This is a genomic window from Marinicauda algicola (assembly GCF_017161425.1).
Taxonomy (GTDB): Bacteria; Pseudomonadota; Alphaproteobacteria; order Caulobacterales; family Maricaulaceae; genus Marinicauda; species Marinicauda algicola.
The window spans coordinates 2,167,762-2,187,107 of the sequence record NZ_CP071057.1 but is presented as its reverse complement, the minus strand read 5'-3'; the positions used below and the strand labels follow the sequence as shown (position 1 = coordinate 2,187,107).

Sequence of the window (19,346 nt, the reverse complement as noted above, 5' to 3'; positions counted from 1 at the left end):
AGGACACCCGCTCGCGGCAACAAAGGCAAGAGGCGCGTGTCAGGCCTGCCGCTGGAGCCAGGCCATCGCGAGGGCTCCGATGAAGACCGGCAGGCCGCTCAGGGCACCGGAAATCAGGGTGGCGGCGACGTGCAGGTTCGCCCAGCCGGCCGTGATCGCATACTGGGAAAGCACGATCGCCCAGAGCAGCGCGCCAAAGGCGACCCCGCGCGTGAGCCAGGCCTGCCCGGTCATGAAGTGCGGAAAGGCCCAGGCCGCCGCGATGGCGAGCACGAGAAATCCGGCGATCATCGAGGCAAAGGAGGCGGCGCCCGGCGCGGTCCTCAATCCTTCGCCGAACATGCCGCCCAGGACCGGTGTGAACACACCGGCCGCGAGGGCTCCGGACAGGATGAAACTGATGAGGAACAGTGCCGCGGCGGACAGGAAAAACGTCATGCTACCCTCTCCCGTGAAGTGTTGAGGCACTTATCTTGACACTGTAAAGATTGGACGTCAACGAGAGGAAGGCCATGCGGCGGGAGTCATCGGCGAAGCACGCCAATTCGCCCTATCATCACGGAGATCTCCGGGCGGCGCTGCTGGACGCGACCGACCGGCTGGCGCGCGCGGCCGGGCTGGAGACGGTGACCCTGCGCGCGGTGGCGCGCGAGGCGGGCGTGAGCCATGCCGCGCCGGCGCATCATTTCAGGGACAAGCGCGCCCTGTTCGCGGCCTATGCCGCACAGGGCTGGGACCGGATGGGGGCGGTGATCCTGGACTCGCTCGCGCGCGAGGCGCCGCGCGGGCCGCGCGAGACCCTGTCGGCTGTCGGGCGTGCCTATCTCGTCTTCGCCCGGACCGATCCCGCGCGCTTCCAGGCCATGTTCCGCCGGGATCTCTACGATCCGAAGGATCCGGGCGTGCGGGCCGCTGGCGAGGCGACCTGGCGCTTTCTCGAGGACACGATCGCCTCGGCGCATCCCGGCGAGGACCGGGCGGAGCCGCGCCGCACCCTGACCGCGATGGCCTGGTCGGCGGCGCACGGTTTCGCGGCGCTGGAAGCCTCCGGCCGGCTGCGGGCCCAACTGCCGGGCGCAAGCGAGGCCGGCGTCGGCGAGGCGATGATCGACCGCCTCGCCGAACTCATGCTGCCGGAGGACTAGTTCTCCAGCTCCAGCACGTCCCTGAGGAAGAGCGTCTCGGCCTCGCGCTGGAAGTCGCGGTTGGACTTCTTGGCGAAGCCGTGGCCCTCGTCGAGCGCCAGAAGGTACCAGGCGTCGTGACCGGCCTCGCGCACCGCCTCGAGGATCTGCTCGGCCTCGCTGGCGGGTACGCGCGGATCGTTGGCGCCCTGGATGATGAAGAGCGGAGCGGTGATCCGGTCGGCCATGTTGGCCGGCGAGATCGCTTCGAGATGGGCGCGCATCTCCGGGTCGCGTTCGTCGCCGTACTCGGCCCGGCGCAGGTCGCGGCGATAGCCCGAGGTGTTCTCCAGGAAGGTGACGAAGTTGGAGATGCCGACGATGTTCACCCCGCCCGCGAGCCGGTCGGAATAGTGAACGAGGCTGGCCAGCACCATGTAGCCGCCATAGGAGCCGCCATAGACCACGACCCGGTTCTCGTCGAGATCGGGCTGGGTGGCGATCCAGTCGAGCAGGGCGCCGATGTCGCGCACCGAATCCTCGCGGTTGAAGCCGTTGTCGAGGGCCACGTACTCGTTGCCGTAGCCAGACGATCCGCGCACGTTCGGGGCGATCACCGCCGCGCCGAGCTCGTTGGTCCAGTACTGCACCGTGGAGGAGAAGCCCGGCCGGTACTGGCCCTCCGGTCCGCCGTGGATGGAGACGATGACCGGGTGCGGACCCTCGCCCCGGGGCCGGTAGACGAAGGCGGGCACGTCGAGCCCGTCGAAGCTCTCGTACTCGATCAGCTCCGGGCTGACGAAGCGGGAGGTGTCCAGCCCGCCGACCTCGGAGGCCGTCCACTGGGTCAGCGCGCCGCTGGAGAGGTCGTAGACCCAGGCGTCGCCGGAGGACTGCGCGGAGGTGAAGGTGAAGCCCAGCCGCTCGCCCTCGGCGTCGAATTCGAGCCCGCCGATGAGGCCGGTGCCCATGTCCGGCGCGCCGAGCGCTTCCCCGGTCGCGGCATCGATCAGGTAGAGCTCGGAAATCCCGCCCTCGTTGGTGGTGTAGGCGATCGTCTCCCCGTCGGGGGAGAGCGCCATGCCCGCGACGTCCCAGCCGTGATCGGGCGTCACCTGGCGCATCTCGCCGGTGGCGAGCTCGATCTCCACGATGCGGCGGAAATCGCTGTCCTGGTCGGTGACGACATAGACGCTGTCCCCGTCCGCGGAGAAGGCCGCGTCCCCGTAGGCGACGTCGACGTCCGGGTTGATCTCGGTGACCGCCCCGCTGGCGAGGTCGAGCACGAACAGATCCGAATGCGTGATCGAGTAGTAGCGCCCGAACAGGATCTGCCCGCCCGAGGGCGAGAAGTCGCCGGGGAAGATCGCGCCGGTACCCTCGTGGGCGACCGCGAGGCTGTCCGGATCGGAGGGATCGGCGATCAGGATGTCCCAGTCCGGCTCGCCCTCGGTCGATCGGTACCAGGCCATGCGCGCCCCGTCCTGGCTCCAGATGAAGGAGCCGTTGCGCGTGCCCTCTTCGGTGAAGCGCGTGACCGAACCGTCCTCGGGGTCGTAGAGATAGCCCTGGTAGTACTCGTCCCCGCCGGTATCGCGCGAGAACGCGAACTGTCCCGAGCCGTCCGGGCGCACGTTCGCCCCGCCGACCGGCTCGTCGTAGAAGGTGATCTGGCGGCGCATGCCCATCGGCATGGCGACGTGGTGGATCTGGCTCGTCTCGCCGAAGCGCGTGGTGATGTAGATGCCGCCATCGGGCGCGAAATCTGAGAAGCCGGCCGAGCGGACATTCTGGTATTGCTGCAGACGCTCGCGCACCTCGCCCGGGATGTCCGGGATGTTCTCCATGACGAGATTGCCGCGCGTCACGCGGCCGGCGTCCGCGCCGTCCTGGGCCGATGCCGCGCAAAGCCCGGCCGAAGCCAGCAGGGCTGCGCCGAGGGTGAGCCTGATCATCGCTGTGTCCTTCCTCGATGGGGGGCATGCGACGAGGGCGCCCCTGGACCGGGGCGCCCCGCGCATGCGTCTGAAACTAGGGCTGCGCCTCGCCGGAGGCGGCCGCGGGATCGACTCCCTGGGGCAGGATCGTCACCCGGTAGGCCCGCTCCGGCTGCAGGTATTCGGCCGCCAGCGTGCCGATCTCGCCGGCCGTAACCGCCTGATAGTCGGCCTCGATGGTGCGGATGTCGTCCAGGCGCGAGGGGTCCTCCTGGGACCGGGCGAGTGCGCCGAGCCACCAGCGATTGGTCTCCTGGGCGGTCTCGATCTGCTCGAGCAGCGGGGTGCGTGCGCGCAGCAGCTCGTCCTCGCTGATCTCGCCGGAGGCCATCGCCGCGGCGAGTTCGTCGGCGATCGCGTACATGCGTGCGATGTCGGAGACCTGCACGTCCAGCCCGACCCAGAGATAGCCGTAATCCTCGAACACGTCGGACTGGGTGTTCGACACGATGGCCGAATATGTCGCGCCCTCCTGCTCGCGGAAGCGGTCGGTGGCCTTCAGGTCGTAGACCGCACGCATCAGGGTCAGCGCGCGTGACCGGCGCGTGTCCATGCCGTCATCGGTCGGCCAGTAGACATTGGCCATGCCCTGGTATTCCTGGCCGTTGAAGCGGACGATCTCCGGCTCCGCCGTCGCCTCGGGGAAGGAGACGCCCAGCACCGGCTCGAAGGGCGGCCAGTCCTGTGCGCGCTCGGGCAGCGCCCCGAAGGTCGCCGCGACGGTGTCCACCGCGGTCTGCGGCTCGATGTCGCCGACGATGGTGATCTCGATCGGGGCGTCGTCGAGCGCGGCGGCGAGCAGCTCGCGCGCGTGCTCCATGGTGAAGGCCTCGACCTCCTGCGCCGTCGGGAAGCCCCAGCGCGGATCGCCGTTCCTGAGCATGCGCGAGACGCGGTTGACCGCGACCTGGACGGCCTGGGCGTTCATGCCGCGCCGGATCTCCTCGGAGATGGCGCGGAACTGGTTCAGCCCGTCCTCGCGCCAGCCCGGCGCCGTCATGAAGGCGGTCAGCACCTTCATCTGCATCTCGAAATCGGTCGGCGTGGTCTCGTTGGAGAAGTAGAACGTGTCCTCCCCGACGCCGATGCCGTAGCCCACCGAGCGCCCGGCGAGGATGCGCTGCAGCTCGTCGCGGTCGTGGGCCTCCAGCCCGCCGCCGCCGAACACCGCGCCGAGGATGGAGCCGGCGGCGGGGCTCGGCTGCGGGGTGAGGTCGCCGGAGCCGAAATCGACGCGCACGCGGATCGAATTGTCCTCGTACTCGGTCTGCTTCACGTTCAGCCGCACGCCGTTGTCGAAGACGTACTGGTGCACGCCGAGATCCTCGACGAAGCCTTCCGACACGACGCTGCCCGGCTCGCCGAAGCTGTCATAGGCCCACTCGGCGGTGCCGGCCTCCTCGGGCGCCTCGACGGGCACGGCCTGCGAGGCCTCCCAGGCTTCGCGCACGGCGGCTTCGGGATCCTCGATCTCCTGGTTTGCCGCGACATAGACCTGCGGGGGGGCCGCGCTCCAGACTTCGGCGAAGGCCTGCTCGACGGCCTCAACCGTGATGTCGGGCTCGTACTGCTCGAACCATTCGAGTTCGAACCGGGGATGGGTGAAGACGGCGGTCTCCAGCCAGGACTGCCAGATCTGGTCGGCGAGCCTGCCGCTCTCGCGCGTGCCGGCCTGCTCGGCGGCATTGCGCAGCGCGGTCCTCAGATTGGCGAGCTGCTCGTCGAGCTCGGCGCGGGTGAAGCCGTGCTCGACCGCGCGGCGCAGCTCCTGCTCCAGCACGGCCAGCCCGTCGCGCCAGTTCTCCGGCGAGGAGACGGCGAACGCGCCGGCCCGGTTCGCCAGCCCGAAATCGTTGGTGTAGGACAGGTTGGCCTGGACCAGCGGCGAGGTGCCCGAATTGATGAGGCTCTGCAGGCGGCGCTGGACGATGGCATTGCCGAGCTTGCGCAGCAGCGCCGTGCGCCGGCTCTCCGCGGTGTCGGGATCCTCCATGCCCGGCGTGATCACGTCGACATTGATCAGGGTGAAGACTTCCGGGTCGTAGAAATAGCCGTAGCCCGGCTCGGTGAAGGCGGGAACCATGCCGATATCGGGGTCGCCGGGGGCATTCTCGGGCTGCTGCCAGCTGGCGAAGCTCTCGACATGGTCGATCTCGAGGCCGGGGGCGGAATAGTCGAAGCCCTCGCGGATCTTGGCCTCGATCGCATCGGCGTCGATCTCTCCCACGACGACGAGCAGGGCGCGCTCGGGCGTATAGAAGTTCTCGTAATAGTCGACGAACAGCTCGCGCCCGGCGTTCTCGATCACCTCGGTCGTGCCGATGGCGTCGCGCGCGGCGATGATCGTGTCGGGATAGAGGAAATCGTAATAGGCGTTGAAGAAGCGCCGGATCGGCGTGTTGCGGTAGCGCTCCTCGCCCAGGATGATGCCGCGCTCGCGCTCGATGGCCTCGGGGTCGAAGACCATCTCCGCGGCCGTCTCGCGCATCAGGAACAGTCCGGTGTCGACGACCTGCTCCTCGGTGGTGGGCAGGGAGAGCTGGTAGCCGACGACCTCGCGGCTGGTGAAGGCGTTGGTGTCGGGGCCGAAGGCGAGGCCATAGCGCTCCAGCAGCGGGACCATCTCGCCCTCGGGCACGTTGGTGGTGCCGTTGAACGCCATGTGCTCGATGAAGTGGGCGAGCCCGCGCTGGGCCTCGGTCTCGGCCAGCGAGCCGACATTGAAGACGAGCCGGATCGCCGCCGAATTGCTCGGCGTCTCGTTTTCCAGGATCGCGTAGCGCATGCCGTTCTCGAGCACGCCGTAGCGGACCTCGGCGTCGGCGGGCAGGTCGCTGGCCTCGTGGGGCCAGTCGGCGGCCTCGAACGCGGCGCGCAGGGCGGCCTGCTCGGCGCTCTCGGCCGGCGGTGCGGCCGGTTCGGCGGGCCCCTGACCGTCCGGCTCGCCACAGGCGGCGAGCGTCAGGACCGCCGCGCCGGAGCCGAGCAGAATCAGAAGCTTGCGAGCCATTTCCATCGTCGGTCCTTCCCGTTTCCCATTTTGCCCAGCGGGCATCGTGGCAAAACTAAGGCGAGGTTCCGACCGTGCAAGTGAATTCGCCGTCACGATCCGGTCAGGCGGGCTCCGCCGCAAGTTCCTCGACCGGGTCGTGCTCGGCGACCCAGTGGCCCGGTGCGACCTCGATCAGCTTCGGGCGGTACTGCTCGGCATCGGGGTCGTCGACCATCTTCGATTTCAGGAACCGGAGCTGGGCGCGGCTGTCCATCGGGCTCGGCAGGTCGCCGGTGAGCTTGATGCGCTCGCGGGTCTTCTCGATGTCCGGGTCGGGGATCGGCACCGCACTGATCAGCGCCTGGGTATAGGGATGGCGGGCATCCTCGTAGATCGTGGCCCGGTCGGCGAGCTCCACCACCCGGCCGAGATAGAGCACCATGACCCTGTGCGAGATCTCGCGCACGACCGAGAGGTCGTGGGAGATGAACATCATCGACAGGCCGAAATCCTTCTGCAGCTCGATCAGCAGATCGATGATCTGGGCCTGGATGGAGACGTCGAGGGCCGAGACCGCCTCGTCGCAGATGACGAGCTTGGGCTTCAGGATCATCGCCCGGGCGATACCGACGCGCTGGTTCTGGCCGCCCGAGAGCTCGTGGGGGTAGCGGTTGATCATGTTCGGATCGAGCCCGACACGCTCCATCATCGCCTTGACCTCGGCCTCGCGCTCCTTGCGGCTCATGAACTTGCGGAAGGTGAGCATGGGCTCGGAGATCGAGGCGCCGATCGTCATGCGCGGGTCGAGCGAGGCGAGCGGGTCCTGGAACACGATCTGCAGATCCTCGCGCAGGTCGCGCATGCGCCTCCTGGACAGGCCGAGCAGGTCCTTGCCGATCCAGCTCACCGAGCCGGCGCTGGCCGGGACGAGCCGCAGCACCGCGCGCGCCAGCGTCGACTTGCCGCACCCCGATTCCCCGACGATGCCGATGGTCTCGCCGGGCCGCAGATCGAAGCTCACCCCGTCGACGGCCTTCAGCGGCCTTGTCTTCGGAAACAGCCCGCCGCCGACCGTGACGGGGAAATGGACCTTCACGTCCTGCGCTCTCAGCAGCGGCTCGGCTCCCGCCACCGCCTCGTAGGGCGGCAGGGTGGGATGGCCCGGCTTGTCGGGCTGGTCGATGCGCGGCATCGCGTCGAGGAGCATGCGGGTGTAGTCGTGCCGGGGCGCGTGGAAGATCTCGCGGACCGGCCCGGTCTCGACATATTCGCCGGTGCGCATGACCTGGACCCGGTCGGCCATGCGCGCGACCACGCCCATGTCGTGGGTGATCAGCGCGATCGCCGCGCCGGTCTCGGCCTTCAGCTCGTCCATGATGTCGAGCACCTGGGCTTGCACCGTCACATCGAGCGCGGTCGTGGGCTCGTCGGCGATCAGCAGGTCGGGCTCGCACAGCATCGCCATCGCGATCATCACGCGCTGGCGCATGCCGCCCGACAGCTCGTGCGGGAACTGCTTCAGCCGGCTCTTGGCCTCGGGAATGCGCACACGCTCCAGCCAGTCGATGCAGCGCTTCTCGGCCCTCTCGCCGCGCAGTTTCAGGTGGACGTCGAGGACTTCCTTCAGCTGGTCTCCCACCGTCATGTGCGGGGTCAGCGAGGTGAGCGGATCCTGGAAGATCATCGTCATCGACTTGCCGCGTACGCGGTTGAGCTTCCTCGGGGAGAGGTTGAGGATCTCCTCGCCGGAATACCGGATCGATCCGGTCGCCTTGCCGTTGGATGCGAGCAGTCCCATCGCGGCGAGGAAGGTCTGGCTCTTGCCCGAGCCGGATTCCCCGACCACGGCCAGGCATTCGCCGGGCATGATGTCGAGCTCGATCCCGCGCACGGCGTGGACCTCGCCGTCGGGCGTATCGAAGCGGATGTTCAGGTCGCGGACCTGCAGGATCGGTGTCGTCGCGCTCAAGTCGGGCTCTCCTCAGGTCCGGCCGGGCGGTGGTTTCGCCGCACCATAAGGCCTCCCGGAGCGAAGGCCATACCGGCGATCAGTCCAAACGTGCTGGTAACCATTCCTGCCTAGCGTGGGTCGCTCGACACATTGGAGCGAAGGAGCGCCCCCGTGGCCAGTCCCGCCGAGGGTCTCATCGCAGGCGCCTTCGACGCGCTGCCCGAGGCGTGCGCGGTCATCGATTCCAATGGCCGGATCGTACGCGCCAACGCCGCCTTCGCGGCGCTGTTCTCGGCCTCCTCCGATTCGCTCGCCGGGCGTGACCTCGCCCCCTTCTACGCCGATCCGCTGGATCTTCATCTCGCGCCCTGGCGCACCGGTTCGCCGTCGGGCCAGACGGGACCGGTCCGGCTTGTGCCGCCCCGGGGGGAGCCCTTCCTCGCCGAGCTGCGCGCCGCCCCGGCCGGGAGCCATTTCGCGGTCGTGGTGCGCCCGGCGGAGTCCGCCCGTGCGCCGGCGCCGGACGCCCATGGCGGGGAGGGGGCGTATACGCTCGACTTCGCCAGCGGGACCGTCTGGTTCTCCGGCGCCCTGTGCGCGCTGATGGGGGTCGAGGCCGATAGCGGCCATGCCGATCTCGATCGCTGGCTGGATGTCGTCGAGGAGACCGACCGCGAGGCCGCGCTCGCCCTTCTCAAGGCCGGTCCGCGCGATCCCAACCATCTGTTCCGCTTCACCTGCCGGGTGCGCGGCGCGGACGGGGTGTGGCGCCCGCTCGTCCACCAGGTGAGGGTGCTGCGGCGCGGGCGGCGCGGCCAGCCCCTGCGCCTGTCCGGCGTGGCGGCCCCGGCGGGGCTGGCCGACGTGCCCGCCCACCAGGAGGACGCCCGGCTCTCCCTGGCCCTCGCGGCCTCGGGCCTGTGCCACTGGGAGTATGATTTCGAGGCCGATATCGGCTCCGTGTCCGGCGATCTGCACGCCGGCGGAGATGGCAGGACGTTCAGCTTCGCCGACTGGCGTGCCCGGCTCCATCCCGACGATGTCAGCCGGGCGAGCGCGGCCTTTCTCGGCCTCCAGTTCGGCGGGCGGATGGACGAGATCTACCGGGTGCGCGGCAGCGGGCAGGGCTGGGTCATCCATCGCTGCCTCGCCGAGCCCGCCGGGCGGAACCGGGCCTTCGGCTTCACCCGGCTCGTCGGCCTCGACGAGGCGGGGCCGGCGGCCAGCCTGCCCGGGGATGTCGAGGGCCTCGACCGGGAAGCGGCGCAGTCGGTACGCAGCGCGGCGCTGACCACCTGGACGCGCGATCTGCAGACCGGGATGCTCACCGTGCGCGGTCCGATCGCGGAGCGCCTGGGTATCCGCGACGGCACCCTGCAGGTGCCCGCCGACGCCTGGCTGGAGCGAATCCATCCCGACGACCGCGAACGCTTCGACCTCGCCTCGCTCCGCCATATCGCGGCCGCCGAGGGCGGCGAGCTGGAGTACCGCATCCGGGATATGGAAAACCGATATGTCCGCCTGCGCGTGCGCGGCGGGGTCAGCGCGCAGACCGCCGACGGGCGGGCGCTCACCCTGTCCGGCATCGTGACCGAGGTCGACGAGACCGATGCGCTGCGCCGCAAGCTCGCCGAGACCGAGACGCGCCTGACCGAGGCCGTCGAGGCCGCCCGCCTCACGCGCTGGAGCTTCGACTATGACGACCGGCTGTTCCTCATGTCCGGCCCGGCGCTCGCCGCGATCGGCTTCGAGGGGGGCGACCAGCCCGGCGCCGGGGAGGGCGTGAGGATCGCGCTCGAGGACTGGATCGCGCGCATGCACCCGGACGATCTCCCGCGCTTTCGCGAGGCGCTGGCCACGGCCGCGGCGCGGGACGGGGCGGTCGAGATCGAATACCGGCTGCGCGACAGCGAGGGCGGCTACCGCTGGGTCGGCGTGCGCGGCGCGATCACCGAGCGTACACCGGACGGCGCGCCTCTGCGCGCTTCGGGCTTCCTCTCCGAAGTGACGGACCGGCGCCGGCTGGAGGAGGAACTCGCCGCGCGCGAGCGCCAGCTCGCCGATGCCATCGAGGCGGGACTGGTCGGCATCTGGACGATCGACCACACCACCGGCGAACGCAATGCCAGGGGCGATGTGCTGCGCTGGCTCGGCAAGTCGCTGGACGAATCGCGTGTCACGGCCGAGGAGTGGGGCACGATCCTGCACCCGGACAGCGTGGAAGCGGCGCGCGAACTCTTCGCCCGGCTCGGCGCCGGCGAGATCGTCGGAGCGATCGACCTGCGCCTGCGCTCGCCGGACGGCTGGCGCTGGGTACGCACCGAAGGCCGGCCCCTGGCCTTCGATGCCGCGGGGCGGGCCCTGCGCTCGGCCGGGGTCATGCTCGACATCTCCGCCGAGCGCGCCTTCGCCGATGCCCTGGCGCGCGAGAAGGAGCGCATCGACACGATCTACCGGCGCAGCCCGGCGCTCATGCACACCATCGACACCCAGGGACGCACGACCATGGTCAACGATCACTGGGTGGCGACGATGGGCTACAAGCCGGAGGAGGTGCTCGGCCAGCCGGGGTCGGCGGTGATCCACGAGGCCGACCGCGAACGCGTGGAGCGCGAACTCATCCCGCGCGCCTTCGAGACCGGCGAGCTCTGGCGCGAACCGGTGCGCATCGTGACCAAGGCCGGCGAGGTCCTGGAGACGCGCCTGTCCGCGTTCGTGGAGTACGGGCCGGGCAGGCAGCCCGTCGCCGCGCACGGCGTGTTCGAGGACGTCACGGACATCAACCGGGCGCGCCGCGAGATGGAGGCCTACGCCGAGGAGCTGGAGCGCACCAACCGGGAGCTCAACCGCTTCGCCACGGTCGCGAGCCACGACCTGCAGGAGCCCCTGCGCAAGATCGCGGCCTTCTCCAGCCTCCTGCGCCGGCGCTATCATGGCCAGCTCGACGCCGAAGCCGACAGCAGCCTGGATTTCCTCATCGACGCGGCCGGGCGCATGCGCACGCTGATCGACGATCTCCTGGCCTATTCGCGTGCCTCGAGCCGGCCCCTGAAGCGCGAGCGCGTCGATCTCGAGCGGCTCGTCGAGGACATACTCGCGCGTCTGGAGGTGTCGATCGCGGAGGCCGGCGGGCGGGTCGACTGCGAGCGCCTTCCGGTGATCGAGGGCGACCCGATGCTGCTCACCTTGTTGTTCCAGAACCTCGTCTCCAACGCGATAAAGTACCGCGGCGAAGCCGCGCCGCAGGTGCGCATCGCCGCCGAGCCGGAAGGCGAATTCTGGCGCATCAGCGTGAGCGACAACGGCATCGGCATCGAATCGAAGTTCTTCGACAAGATCTTCGCGCCCTTCCAGCGCCTGCACGGGCGCGAGGAGTATGACGGCACCGGAATCGGGCTCGCGGTATGCCAGCAGGCGGTCGAGCGCCATGGCGGGAAGATCTGGCTGGAATCCGAGCCCGGCAAGGGCTCGCGCTTCCATTTCACCCTGCCCAGGAGCGAGGCTCAGGACGCCGCGGCCTGAGCCCTGCGCCTCGCCCGCCAGCTCAGCAGGCTGCGCCGCATCCGGCTGAACAGCAGGACGAGGCCGGCCAGCACCGTGAACAGGGCGAGCCCGGCCATCGCGATCAGGAGCGGATGGTTGAAGTCCTCCCGCTCGCGATAGTCCATGATGTGCAGCATCCAGAAGAAGTCGAACACGCGCCAGGTGTCGTTGCGCCGTGCCGTGATCTCCCCGGTTTGCGCAGAGATGTAGAGCCGCGTGCCCTCGCCGTCGTCCATGAAGACCCGCCAGGCCGGGCCGGCATGGCGATACTCCCAGCTCGGTTCGGCGAGGTATTCGACCGTGCCGATCGGCGCGTCGCCGGCATAGCCGGCCATGGCGACGGCGCGGGCGGCAGCCTCGTCGATGGGCGACAGGACTTCGCCGGTGGCGGCATCCACCATCACCGGCCCGGACACCGTCTCGAAGCGATAGACCGGCCGGCCCGTCCAGCGCGCGAGGCTCGCCGCCACGACCGGCCCGGCCCCGGCGAGGGTCGCGGCCTCGTCCGGTGCAAGGACGTCCCCGAGTACGATCGGGGTCCGGTCGGGCGCGGCGATGGTATGCTCGCCGCGCACCTGCTCGATCGGCAGCACGCTCATCACGAGCCCGCCCGTCACCCAGAGCAGGATCTGGAGCCCGACGATGAGGGCGAGCCATTTGTGCAGGCGAACCGCCCAGCGCGTGATCGTCATCGCTCCCCCTTGAACGCCGCGGCTAGCCCGCGGTCTGCGGTGCCATCTTCAGCGCCACCGTGAAGCGCTCGTCCGGCGAGACGGCCGAAGGATCGCCCTCCGGCGCGCGCTCGGCAAGCGCGACCGCCTGCGCATTGGTGACGGCCTTGAGATCCTCCCCGGTCTCGCCGATGAGATCCGGCAGGCTGCCCGCATCCGTCCCGATGACGGTGAGCGTCTCCACCTCGGCCCGCATCGAGACCTGCAGCTCGGACTTCACCTTGCGCGCCGCGGCCAGGATCGAGACGAAGCGGTCGCCCTCCTCGCGGAAGCTGCCCGGATCGGCCTGGTCGGCCGCGCTCGGCCAGGCGCCGCGCGCGTGGACGGTGGGCGTGTCCTTGCCCGGCTCGCCGAGCATGATGTCGTTGAGGACATCGGTGACGTAGGGCGTGAAGGGTGCGAACAGGCGGATCAGCGTGACCGAGGCATGGTGCAGGGTGTGCAGGGCGGAGCGTTCCTGCGCGTCCGGCTCGCCCTCGAAGCGCGTGCGGTGCTTCACCATCTCGAGGTAATTGTCGCAATAGGTGCGCCAGAAGAAGTCCTCGGTCACGCGAAGCGCCTGCGCATACTCGTAATTCTCGAACGCCTCGGTGGCGCGCGTCACGGTCTCGGACAGCCGGCCGAGCAGCCAGAGATCGAGCGGGTGGGTGATCTTGCCCGCCTCGATGTCGGCGCGCGGGGAAGCGGCCTCGATCTCGACCTTCTCCAGCGACATGTGCGCCAGCTTGACCGCGTTCCACAGCTTGGTGACCAGGCGCTTGCCCTGGGCCAGCGTGTTCGGGCTGAGCGCGGTGTCGTGGCCGAGCCGCGACGTGCCCGTCCAGTAGCGCACGACGTCGGTGCCGTGCTCGTCGAGCAGCTTGATCGGGTCGATCACATTGCCCTTCGATTTGCTCATCTTCGAGCCGTCGCTCGCCAGGCACCAGCCCGAGATCGCGATATTGCGCCAGGGGATGGTCTGCTCGTGATGGAGCGCCTTGACGATGGTGTAGAAGGCCCAGGTGCGGATGATCTCGTGGGCCTGCGGGCGCAGCGCCATCGGGAAGAGCCGCTTGTGGGTCTCGTAGTCGAGGGCGAAGTCCTCGCTGATCGCGCGCGAATTGAGCTGCGGGGACACCGAGCTCGTCGCCCAGGTGTCCATCACGTCGCGCTCGGGCTCCACCTCGTGGGCCTCATAGCCCCTGGGCAGGTCGCTCGTGGGATCGACCGGCAGCTCGTCCGCGCCGGGCACGATGATCTTGCCTTCCTCGCCGGGGCGCCGGGAATACCACACGGGAAGCGGCACGCCGAAATGGCGCTGGCGCGAGATGAGCCAGTCCCATTTCAGCCCTTCCACCCAGCTCTCGAAGCGCTGGCGCATGTATTCGGGCCGCCAGGTGATCTCGCGCCCCTTCTCCAGGATCTGCTCCTTGAACTCGAGCGTCTTGATGAACCATTGCGGGGTGACGATGATTTCCAGCGGCGCGCCGGAACGCTCCGCGACCGGCACGACCTGCCGGGTCGTTTCCTGCTTCAGGAGCAGGTTCTTTTCCTTGAGGAGTTCGAGGGTCTTCTCCTTGGCCTTCTCCGCCTTCAGGCCGGCCAGGAGTTCGATCGTCGCCTTCGCGCTGTCGGGATCGAGGCTCGGCCAGTCGTCCGACCCGATCTCCAGCTCGTCCTTCATCTTGCCGGCGCGGTCGATGACGATGCGCAGCGGCAGGCGGTGCGCGCGCCACCAGTTGATGTCCTGCACGTCCCCGAAGGTGCAGCACATCACGATGCCGGTGCCCTTTTCCGGATCGACGGCCTCGTCGGCGATGATCGGCACCGGGACATGATAGAGCGGCGTGATCGCGCGCCTGCCGACGAGTTCCTTCGCACGCGGATGGCCGGGATGGATCATCAGCGCGCCGCAGCCGCCGATCAGCTCGGGGCGCGTCGTCGCGATCACCGCGGGCTCGCCGCCGCCCTCGATGGCGAACGGGATCTGGTTGAGCTTGCCCTCGCGCTCGATCTCCTCGACCTCGGCCTGGGCGATGGCGGTCCGGTCGGCCGGGTCCCACAGGGCCGGTTCCAGACGCCGCTCGAGCAGGCCCTTCCTGTAGAGATCGAGGAAGGACATCTGCGAGATCGTCCGGCTGTCGTCGGAGATCGTCTGGTACTCCCGGCTCCAGTCGACCGACAGCGCGAGCCGGGTGAACAGGTCGCGGAACTGCTGCTCGTAGGGCGGGATGACCTCCTTGCAGAGCGCCACGAAGTCCTCGCGCGACATCGTCCCGCCACGCACCTTCCTGACCTTCTCCACCAGGCGCTCGGTCGGCAGGCCGTTGTCGTCCCAGCCGATCGGATAGAGCACGTTGCGCCCGCTCATCCGGAAATAGCGCGCGACGATGTCGGCCTGGGTATAGGAATAGACATGGCCCACGTGCAGCGCGCCCGACACGGTCGGGGGCGGGGTGTCGATGACATAGTCGGTCTCCGCGGGAGCCTGCGGGTCCCACTTGAATGCCTCGTCCTTCGCCCAGCGCTGCGTGCATTCGGCTTCGGCTTCGGCCGGCTTGTACTTGTCGGGAAACTCTTTCATCGGAACTTTCGGGCGCTATCGGTCTGTGGAGCGAAGGGAGGACGGCGGTCTTAGACGATTTTTCCGCAGTGCAAAAGGCGAGGGCAGGAACCTTCGCGCACGCGGCGCGCTCGCTTGCAAGACCGGCTCCCGCCGCCCAACTTGGCCTTCGCGTAAATCCATTGCAGTGAGACGAGACCGCCATGCCCCCCATGACCCTAACGCTCGGCCGTGTCTTCGGCATCGCCATCCGCGTCAATATCGGCTGGGCGCTGATCGCGCTGCTGATCGCCTGGTCGCTCGCGACCGGCGCTTTCCCGACCCTCTACGAGGGGCTTCCCGAACAGCTCTACTGGTGGATGGCGATCGCCGGCGTGATCGGCCTCGCCGTCTCCATCCTCCTGCACGAGCTGTCCCACTCCCTCGTCGGACGCCTGTTCGGCATCGAGGTGGAGACCATCACCCTCTTCATGTTCGGCGGCGCCGCGCAGATGACCGAGGAACCGACCGAGCCGAAGGCGGAGATGATCATGGCCGCGGCCGGCCCGGCGATGAGCCTGGTGCTCGCGGCCGCCTTCGAGTTCGCCTCGCGCGCCACCGCCGGCATGTCCGAGCCGATGTCGGCGGTGCTGGGCTATCTCGCTTTGCTCAATCTCGTGCTCGCCATCTTCAACCTCATCCCCGCCTTCCCGATGGACGGCGGGCGCGTGCTGCGCGGAGCGATCTGGCAGGTCACCGGCAATCTGCGGAAGGCGACCGGCATCGCCTCGCGCGCGGGCAGCATCTTCGGCTGGATCCTGTCGGGCCTGGGACTCCTGCTGATCCTCGCCGGGGCCTTCGTCGGCGGGCTGTGGTGGATCCTGATCGGGCAGTTCATCCGCATGGCCGCGCTCGGCGCCTTCCAGCAGAGCGAGATGAAGCGCATCTTCGAGGGCCGGACGCTGGACGAGCTGATGACGCGCGAGGTCGAGACGGTGGACGCCGCGATCACGCTGGAGGACTTCATCCGCGATCATCTCTTCACCAGCCACCACCGGCTCTATCCGGTGATGCGGGACGGCCGTCTCGCCGGCACGATCGGCATCGACGAGATCCGGGAGAAGTCGCAAGACACGCGCAGGCAGCTCACCGTCGGCGAGGCGATGACGCCGCTGGCGGAGTCTCCCACGCTGAGAGCCGGCTGCGACGCGATGGAGGCGCTCCAGATGATGCAGAAGAGCGAGCGCTCGCGCTTCCTGGTGGTGCAGGACGGGGCGCTGAAGGGCCTGATCACGCTGAAGGACCTGCTCGACCATCTCCAGGTCAGGAGCGAACTCGCCGGCGACTAGAGGCGTATTGCCAGCGCGCGCCAGCACCTTAATCTCGCTGCCATGACCCAGCGCCCCAACGACACCCGCCTCTCCGTCCCGCGCGACAGGGACAACGACTACACGCCCGAGGCCGCCAGGATGCGCCGCGAGTTCGTCTCAGGGCGCACCGGCGCGGACCTGTCCCATACCGGGTCCTTCTCCTTCGACCCGGCGGTCACGCGCGGCAATATCGAGAATTTCATCGGCGTGGCGCAGGTGCCGGTCGGCCTTGCCGGGCCGCTGAGGATCGAGGGCGAGCATGTCAGCGAGGACGTCTATGTCCCGCTCGCCACCACCGAGGGCACGCTGGTCGCGAGCTATAATCGCGGCATGCGCATCCTGACCGAGGCGGGCGGGGTGAAGACCACCATCCACGAGCGCTTCATGCAGCGCGCCCCGGTCTTCCATTTCAATGATGCGCGCGGGGCGCGCGAGTTCGCCGGCTGGGTGGAAAGCAATCTCGAACAGATCCGCATGGCCGCCGAGGCCAGCTCCTCGATCGCGAAGCTCTCCCATGTCGAGCGCTATGCCGTCGGGCCGATGCTGCACCTGCGCTTCAACTACGAGACCGGCGACGCGGCCGGCCAGAACATGGCCGGCAAGGCGACGTTCGCCGCCTGCGAGTGGATCGCGAAAAGCTATCCCGGCGGCGCGCGCTACACGCTGTCCGGCGCGATGGACACCGACAAGAAGCACTCGCAACTGAACGTGCTGCATTCGCGCGGCGCGCGGGTGATCGCGGAGGCGCGCATCCCCTCCTCGCTGCTGCGCGAGCGGGTCGGGGTGGCGGCCGAGGACCTGTTCCGGGCGCGGCTGAATTCCTTCGCCGGCTCGGTGATGGCGGGCTCGGCAAACAACGGCATGCATGCGGCCAATGCGCTGGCCGCCCTGTTCATCGCCTGCGGCCAGGACGCGGCGAACGTGGCCGAGAGCCATGCCGCGATGACCTATGTGCGCCTGGAGGACGGCGGCGAGACCTATTACTGGTCCATCACGCTTCCCGCCCTGATCGTGGCGACCTTCGGCGGCGGCACGGGCCTGCCGACGCAGGCCGAGTGCCTCGACATCCTGGGCTGCCGCGGCAAGGGCAAGGTGCGCCGCTTCATCGAGATCTGCGCCGCGACCGTGCTGGCCGGCGAGGTGAGCCTTGCCGGCGCCGTGGTCGCGGGTGACTGGGTGGAGAGCCACGAGAAGCTCGGACGCAACAGGGGTTAGAAATGGCCTGGGAGAACATCCTCACGAACGAGGCCGAGGGCGTGCTCACGATCACGCTGAACCGGCCCGAGGCGCTGAACGCCTTCACCCCGGCCATGCTGGAGGAGCTCATCTCGGCCTTCGCGGACGCCGAGCGCGAGGACGGGGCGGCGGTCATCGTCGTGGAAGGCGCGGGCCGGGCCTTCTGTGCGGGCGTCGATCTGAAGGTGCTCTCCGGCGCCGAGCCGAAGGCGGGCCGGGTGGGTCCCGTCTTCGACGAGCCGGCGGGCCGGCTGATGACGGCGGTGCGTGCCGCCACGCGGCCCGTCATCGCCAAGGTGCATGGGGCGTGCTTCACCGGCGCGCTGGAGTTCGCGTTGCACTGCGACTTCATTCACGCCACCGCCGACGCGAAGTTCGGCGATACCCACGCCAAGTTCGCGATCCGCCCGACCTGGGGGATGAGCCAGACCCTGCCCGGCGCCGTGGGCCTGCGGCGTGCCAGGGAGCTGTCCTACACCGCGAAGACCTTCACCGGGAAACAGGCCGCCGACTGGGGCCTCGCCAACGCCGCGCACGAGGACAAAGACGCGCTCGACAGGGCTGTCGCCGACATCGCCGCGGCGATCGCGGCCAACGACCGCGCGACCGTGGCCGCCTACAAGCATCTCCACGCCATCGCCGAGACCCGCGACGTCCCGGCCGGCATCCGCGCGGAGATCGAGGCGGAATTCCCGGACATCACCGACACGCTCGCCCGCATCGGCGGCTTCCTGAAATAGGCGCGCCGGGCCACGCGGGCCGCGCGATTTCTCTCGCAAGCTGCAGCTTTTGGATGTAGTCTGTTCGCCTCACGGCTGGGGAGAGACTCTCATGAGCGGCGGGCTTCCGGACTGGCGCAAGGCGGCGTCCGAGGATGGCGTTGAAGCGGCCGCCATCAAGGCGATGCGGGCCGAGCTCCAGGCCCTGCGGCAGGCGCTGGACGTGCAGCTTCCGGCCAAGCGCGCGGTCGGGCGCAATCTCCTGGTCGCGACGTGGAACGTGCGCGCCTTCGGCGGGCTGACGCCAGCCTGGCGCTCGGGCGAGGACGACAGCCCGAAGCGCAACTGGCGCGGCCTTGCCTACATCGCCGAGATCATCTCCCGGTTCGACGTCGTCGCCCTGCAGGAGGTGCGCGGCGACTTCAAGGCGCTGCGCGAGCTGATGAAGACGCTCGGCCCGGGCTGGCAGTTCCTGATGACCGACGTCAATCGCGGCTCGGCGGGAAACGACGAGCGCATGGCCTACGTCTTCGACGCCTCGCGCGTGCAGCTGTCCGGCCTCGCCGGCGAGCTCACCGTGCCCGACGATCCGCGCGTGCTGGAACAGCTGGGCGTGGAGCCGGGCTCGCAGTTCCGCCAGTTCGCCCGCAGCCCCTACGCAGTCAGCTTCCGGTCGGGCCGGGAGACCTTCATCCTCGTCACCATGCACGTGCTCTACGGGGACGACTACGCGGACCGCACCCCGGAGCTGAAGGCCATCGCGGCCTGGATGAAGGACTGGGCGAAGGATACCGCGCGCTGGGGCCACTCGCTCATGCTGCTCGGCGATTTCAACATCGACAATAAGGGCGATGTGAACGACGAGGCCTTCAGGTCCACCGGGCTGTATGTCCCGGAGGAACTCGACGGCGCGCCGCGCACGGTCTCCTTCACCGCCGACGGCAAGCCGCCGAAATATTACGACCAGATCGCCTGGTTCAGGCAGAACAGCGGCTTCGCGCTGGGCATGGAGTTCATCACTGCCGGCGGCTTCAATTTCAAGGACCTGCTGTTCCAGGCCGATCCGAAGCTGAAGCCGCAATCGATGAGCTGGCGCGTCAGCGACCACCTTCCGCTCTGGTGCGAGTTCGCGGTGCGCTCGTGAAGAAATCCCGGACCGCGC

At 69.0% G+C, this 19,346-nt stretch carries 12 protein-coding genes; 6 read left to right on the top strand and 6 right to left on the bottom strand.

All coding sequences use genetic code 11. The features are described 5' to 3' along the window. Window positions 1-39 precede the first annotated feature (39 nt). Window positions 40-438: a hypothetical protein gene (locus JW792_RS10805; RefSeq protein ID WP_135995834.1), complete on the bottom strand. Its 399-nt coding sequence runs from the start codon at window positions 436-438 to the stop codon at window positions 40-42. Window positions 439-512: 74 nt separating this feature from the next. On the opposite strand from JW792_RS10805, the gene JW792_RS10800 reads away from it, so the two are divergent. Then, the gene (locus JW792_RS10800; protein WP_135995835.1) at window positions 513-1,145 is read left to right on the top strand and encodes a TetR/AcrR family transcriptional regulator; all 633 of its coding nucleotides are present in this window, start codon (window positions 513-515) and stop codon (window positions 1,143-1,145) included. Here JW792_RS10800 and JW792_RS10795 read toward each other — a convergent pair. The 3 genes from JW792_RS10795 to JW792_RS17075 form a co-directional block, all read right to left on the bottom strand. Continuing rightward, window positions 1,142-3,079 carry a S9 family peptidase gene (locus tag JW792_RS10795; protein ID WP_135995836.1) on the bottom strand — a complete coding sequence of 646 codons (1,938 nt, stop codon included), beginning with the start codon at window positions 3,077-3,079 and terminating at the stop codon, window positions 1,142-1,144. The genes JW792_RS10800 and JW792_RS10795 overlap by 4 nt on opposite strands. A 76-nt stretch (window positions 3,080-3,155) precedes the next feature. Further along, window positions 3,156-6,131, bottom strand: a complete 2,976-nt coding sequence (locus JW792_RS10790; RefSeq protein WP_135995837.1) for a M16 family metallopeptidase — start codon at window positions 6,129-6,131, stop codon at window positions 3,156-3,158. Window positions 6,132-6,234: 103 nt separating this feature from the next. Further along, window positions 6,235-8,082, bottom strand: a complete 1,848-nt coding sequence (locus JW792_RS17075; RefSeq protein WP_135995838.1) for an ABC transporter ATP-binding protein — start codon at window positions 8,080-8,082, stop codon at window positions 6,235-6,237. Window positions 8,083-8,235: 153 nt separating this feature from the next. Here JW792_RS17075 and JW792_RS10780 point away from each other — a divergent pair, with 153 nt between their 5' ends. After that, window positions 8,236-11,586 carry a PAS domain-containing protein gene (locus JW792_RS10780; RefSeq protein WP_158291593.1) on the top strand — a complete coding sequence of 1,117 codons (3,351 nt, stop codon included), beginning with the start codon at window positions 8,236-8,238 and terminating at the stop codon, window positions 11,584-11,586. Here JW792_RS10780 and JW792_RS10775 read toward each other — a convergent pair. Both JW792_RS10775 and JW792_RS10770 read right to left on the bottom strand, forming a co-directional pair. Then, window positions 11,568-12,299 (bottom strand): PepSY domain-containing protein, encoded by a 732-nt coding sequence (locus JW792_RS10775; protein WP_135995840.1) that lies wholly within the window; start codon window positions 12,297-12,299, stop codon window positions 11,568-11,570. The two genes, JW792_RS10780 and JW792_RS10775, sit on opposite strands and share 19 nt — an antisense overlap. Window positions 12,300-12,321: 22 nt before the next feature. Further along, window positions 12,322-14,901 carry a valine--tRNA ligase gene (locus JW792_RS10770; RefSeq protein WP_135995841.1) on the bottom strand — a complete coding sequence of 860 codons (2,580 nt, stop codon included), beginning with the start codon at window positions 14,899-14,901 and terminating at the stop codon, window positions 12,322-12,324. Between the two features lie 182 nt (window positions 14,902-15,083). Here JW792_RS10770 and JW792_RS10765 point away from each other — a divergent pair, with 182 nt between their 5' ends. From JW792_RS10765 to JW792_RS10750, 4 genes are all read left to right on the top strand, one after another. After that, window positions 15,084-16,208, top strand: a complete 1,125-nt coding sequence (locus JW792_RS10765; RefSeq protein ID WP_135995842.1) for a site-2 protease family protein — start codon at window positions 15,084-15,086, stop codon at window positions 16,206-16,208. Between the two features lie 42 nt (window positions 16,209-16,250). Further along, window positions 16,251-17,444: a hydroxymethylglutaryl-CoA reductase gene (locus JW792_RS10760; protein WP_135995843.1), complete on the top strand. Its 1,194-nt coding sequence runs from the start codon at window positions 16,251-16,253 to the stop codon at window positions 17,442-17,444. Window positions 17,445-17,446: 2 nt separating this feature from the next. Then, window positions 17,447-18,205 carry an enoyl-CoA hydratase/isomerase family protein gene (locus JW792_RS10755; RefSeq protein WP_135995844.1) on the top strand — a complete coding sequence of 253 codons (759 nt, stop codon included), beginning with the start codon at window positions 17,447-17,449 and terminating at the stop codon, window positions 18,203-18,205. Window positions 18,206-18,296: 91 nt separating this feature from the next. Further along, window positions 18,297-19,328, top strand: a complete 1,032-nt coding sequence (locus JW792_RS10750) for an endonuclease/exonuclease/phosphatase family protein (protein ID WP_206340782.1) — start codon at window positions 18,297-18,299, stop codon at window positions 19,326-19,328. The last annotated feature ends 18 nt before the right edge of the window (window positions 19,329-19,346 follow it).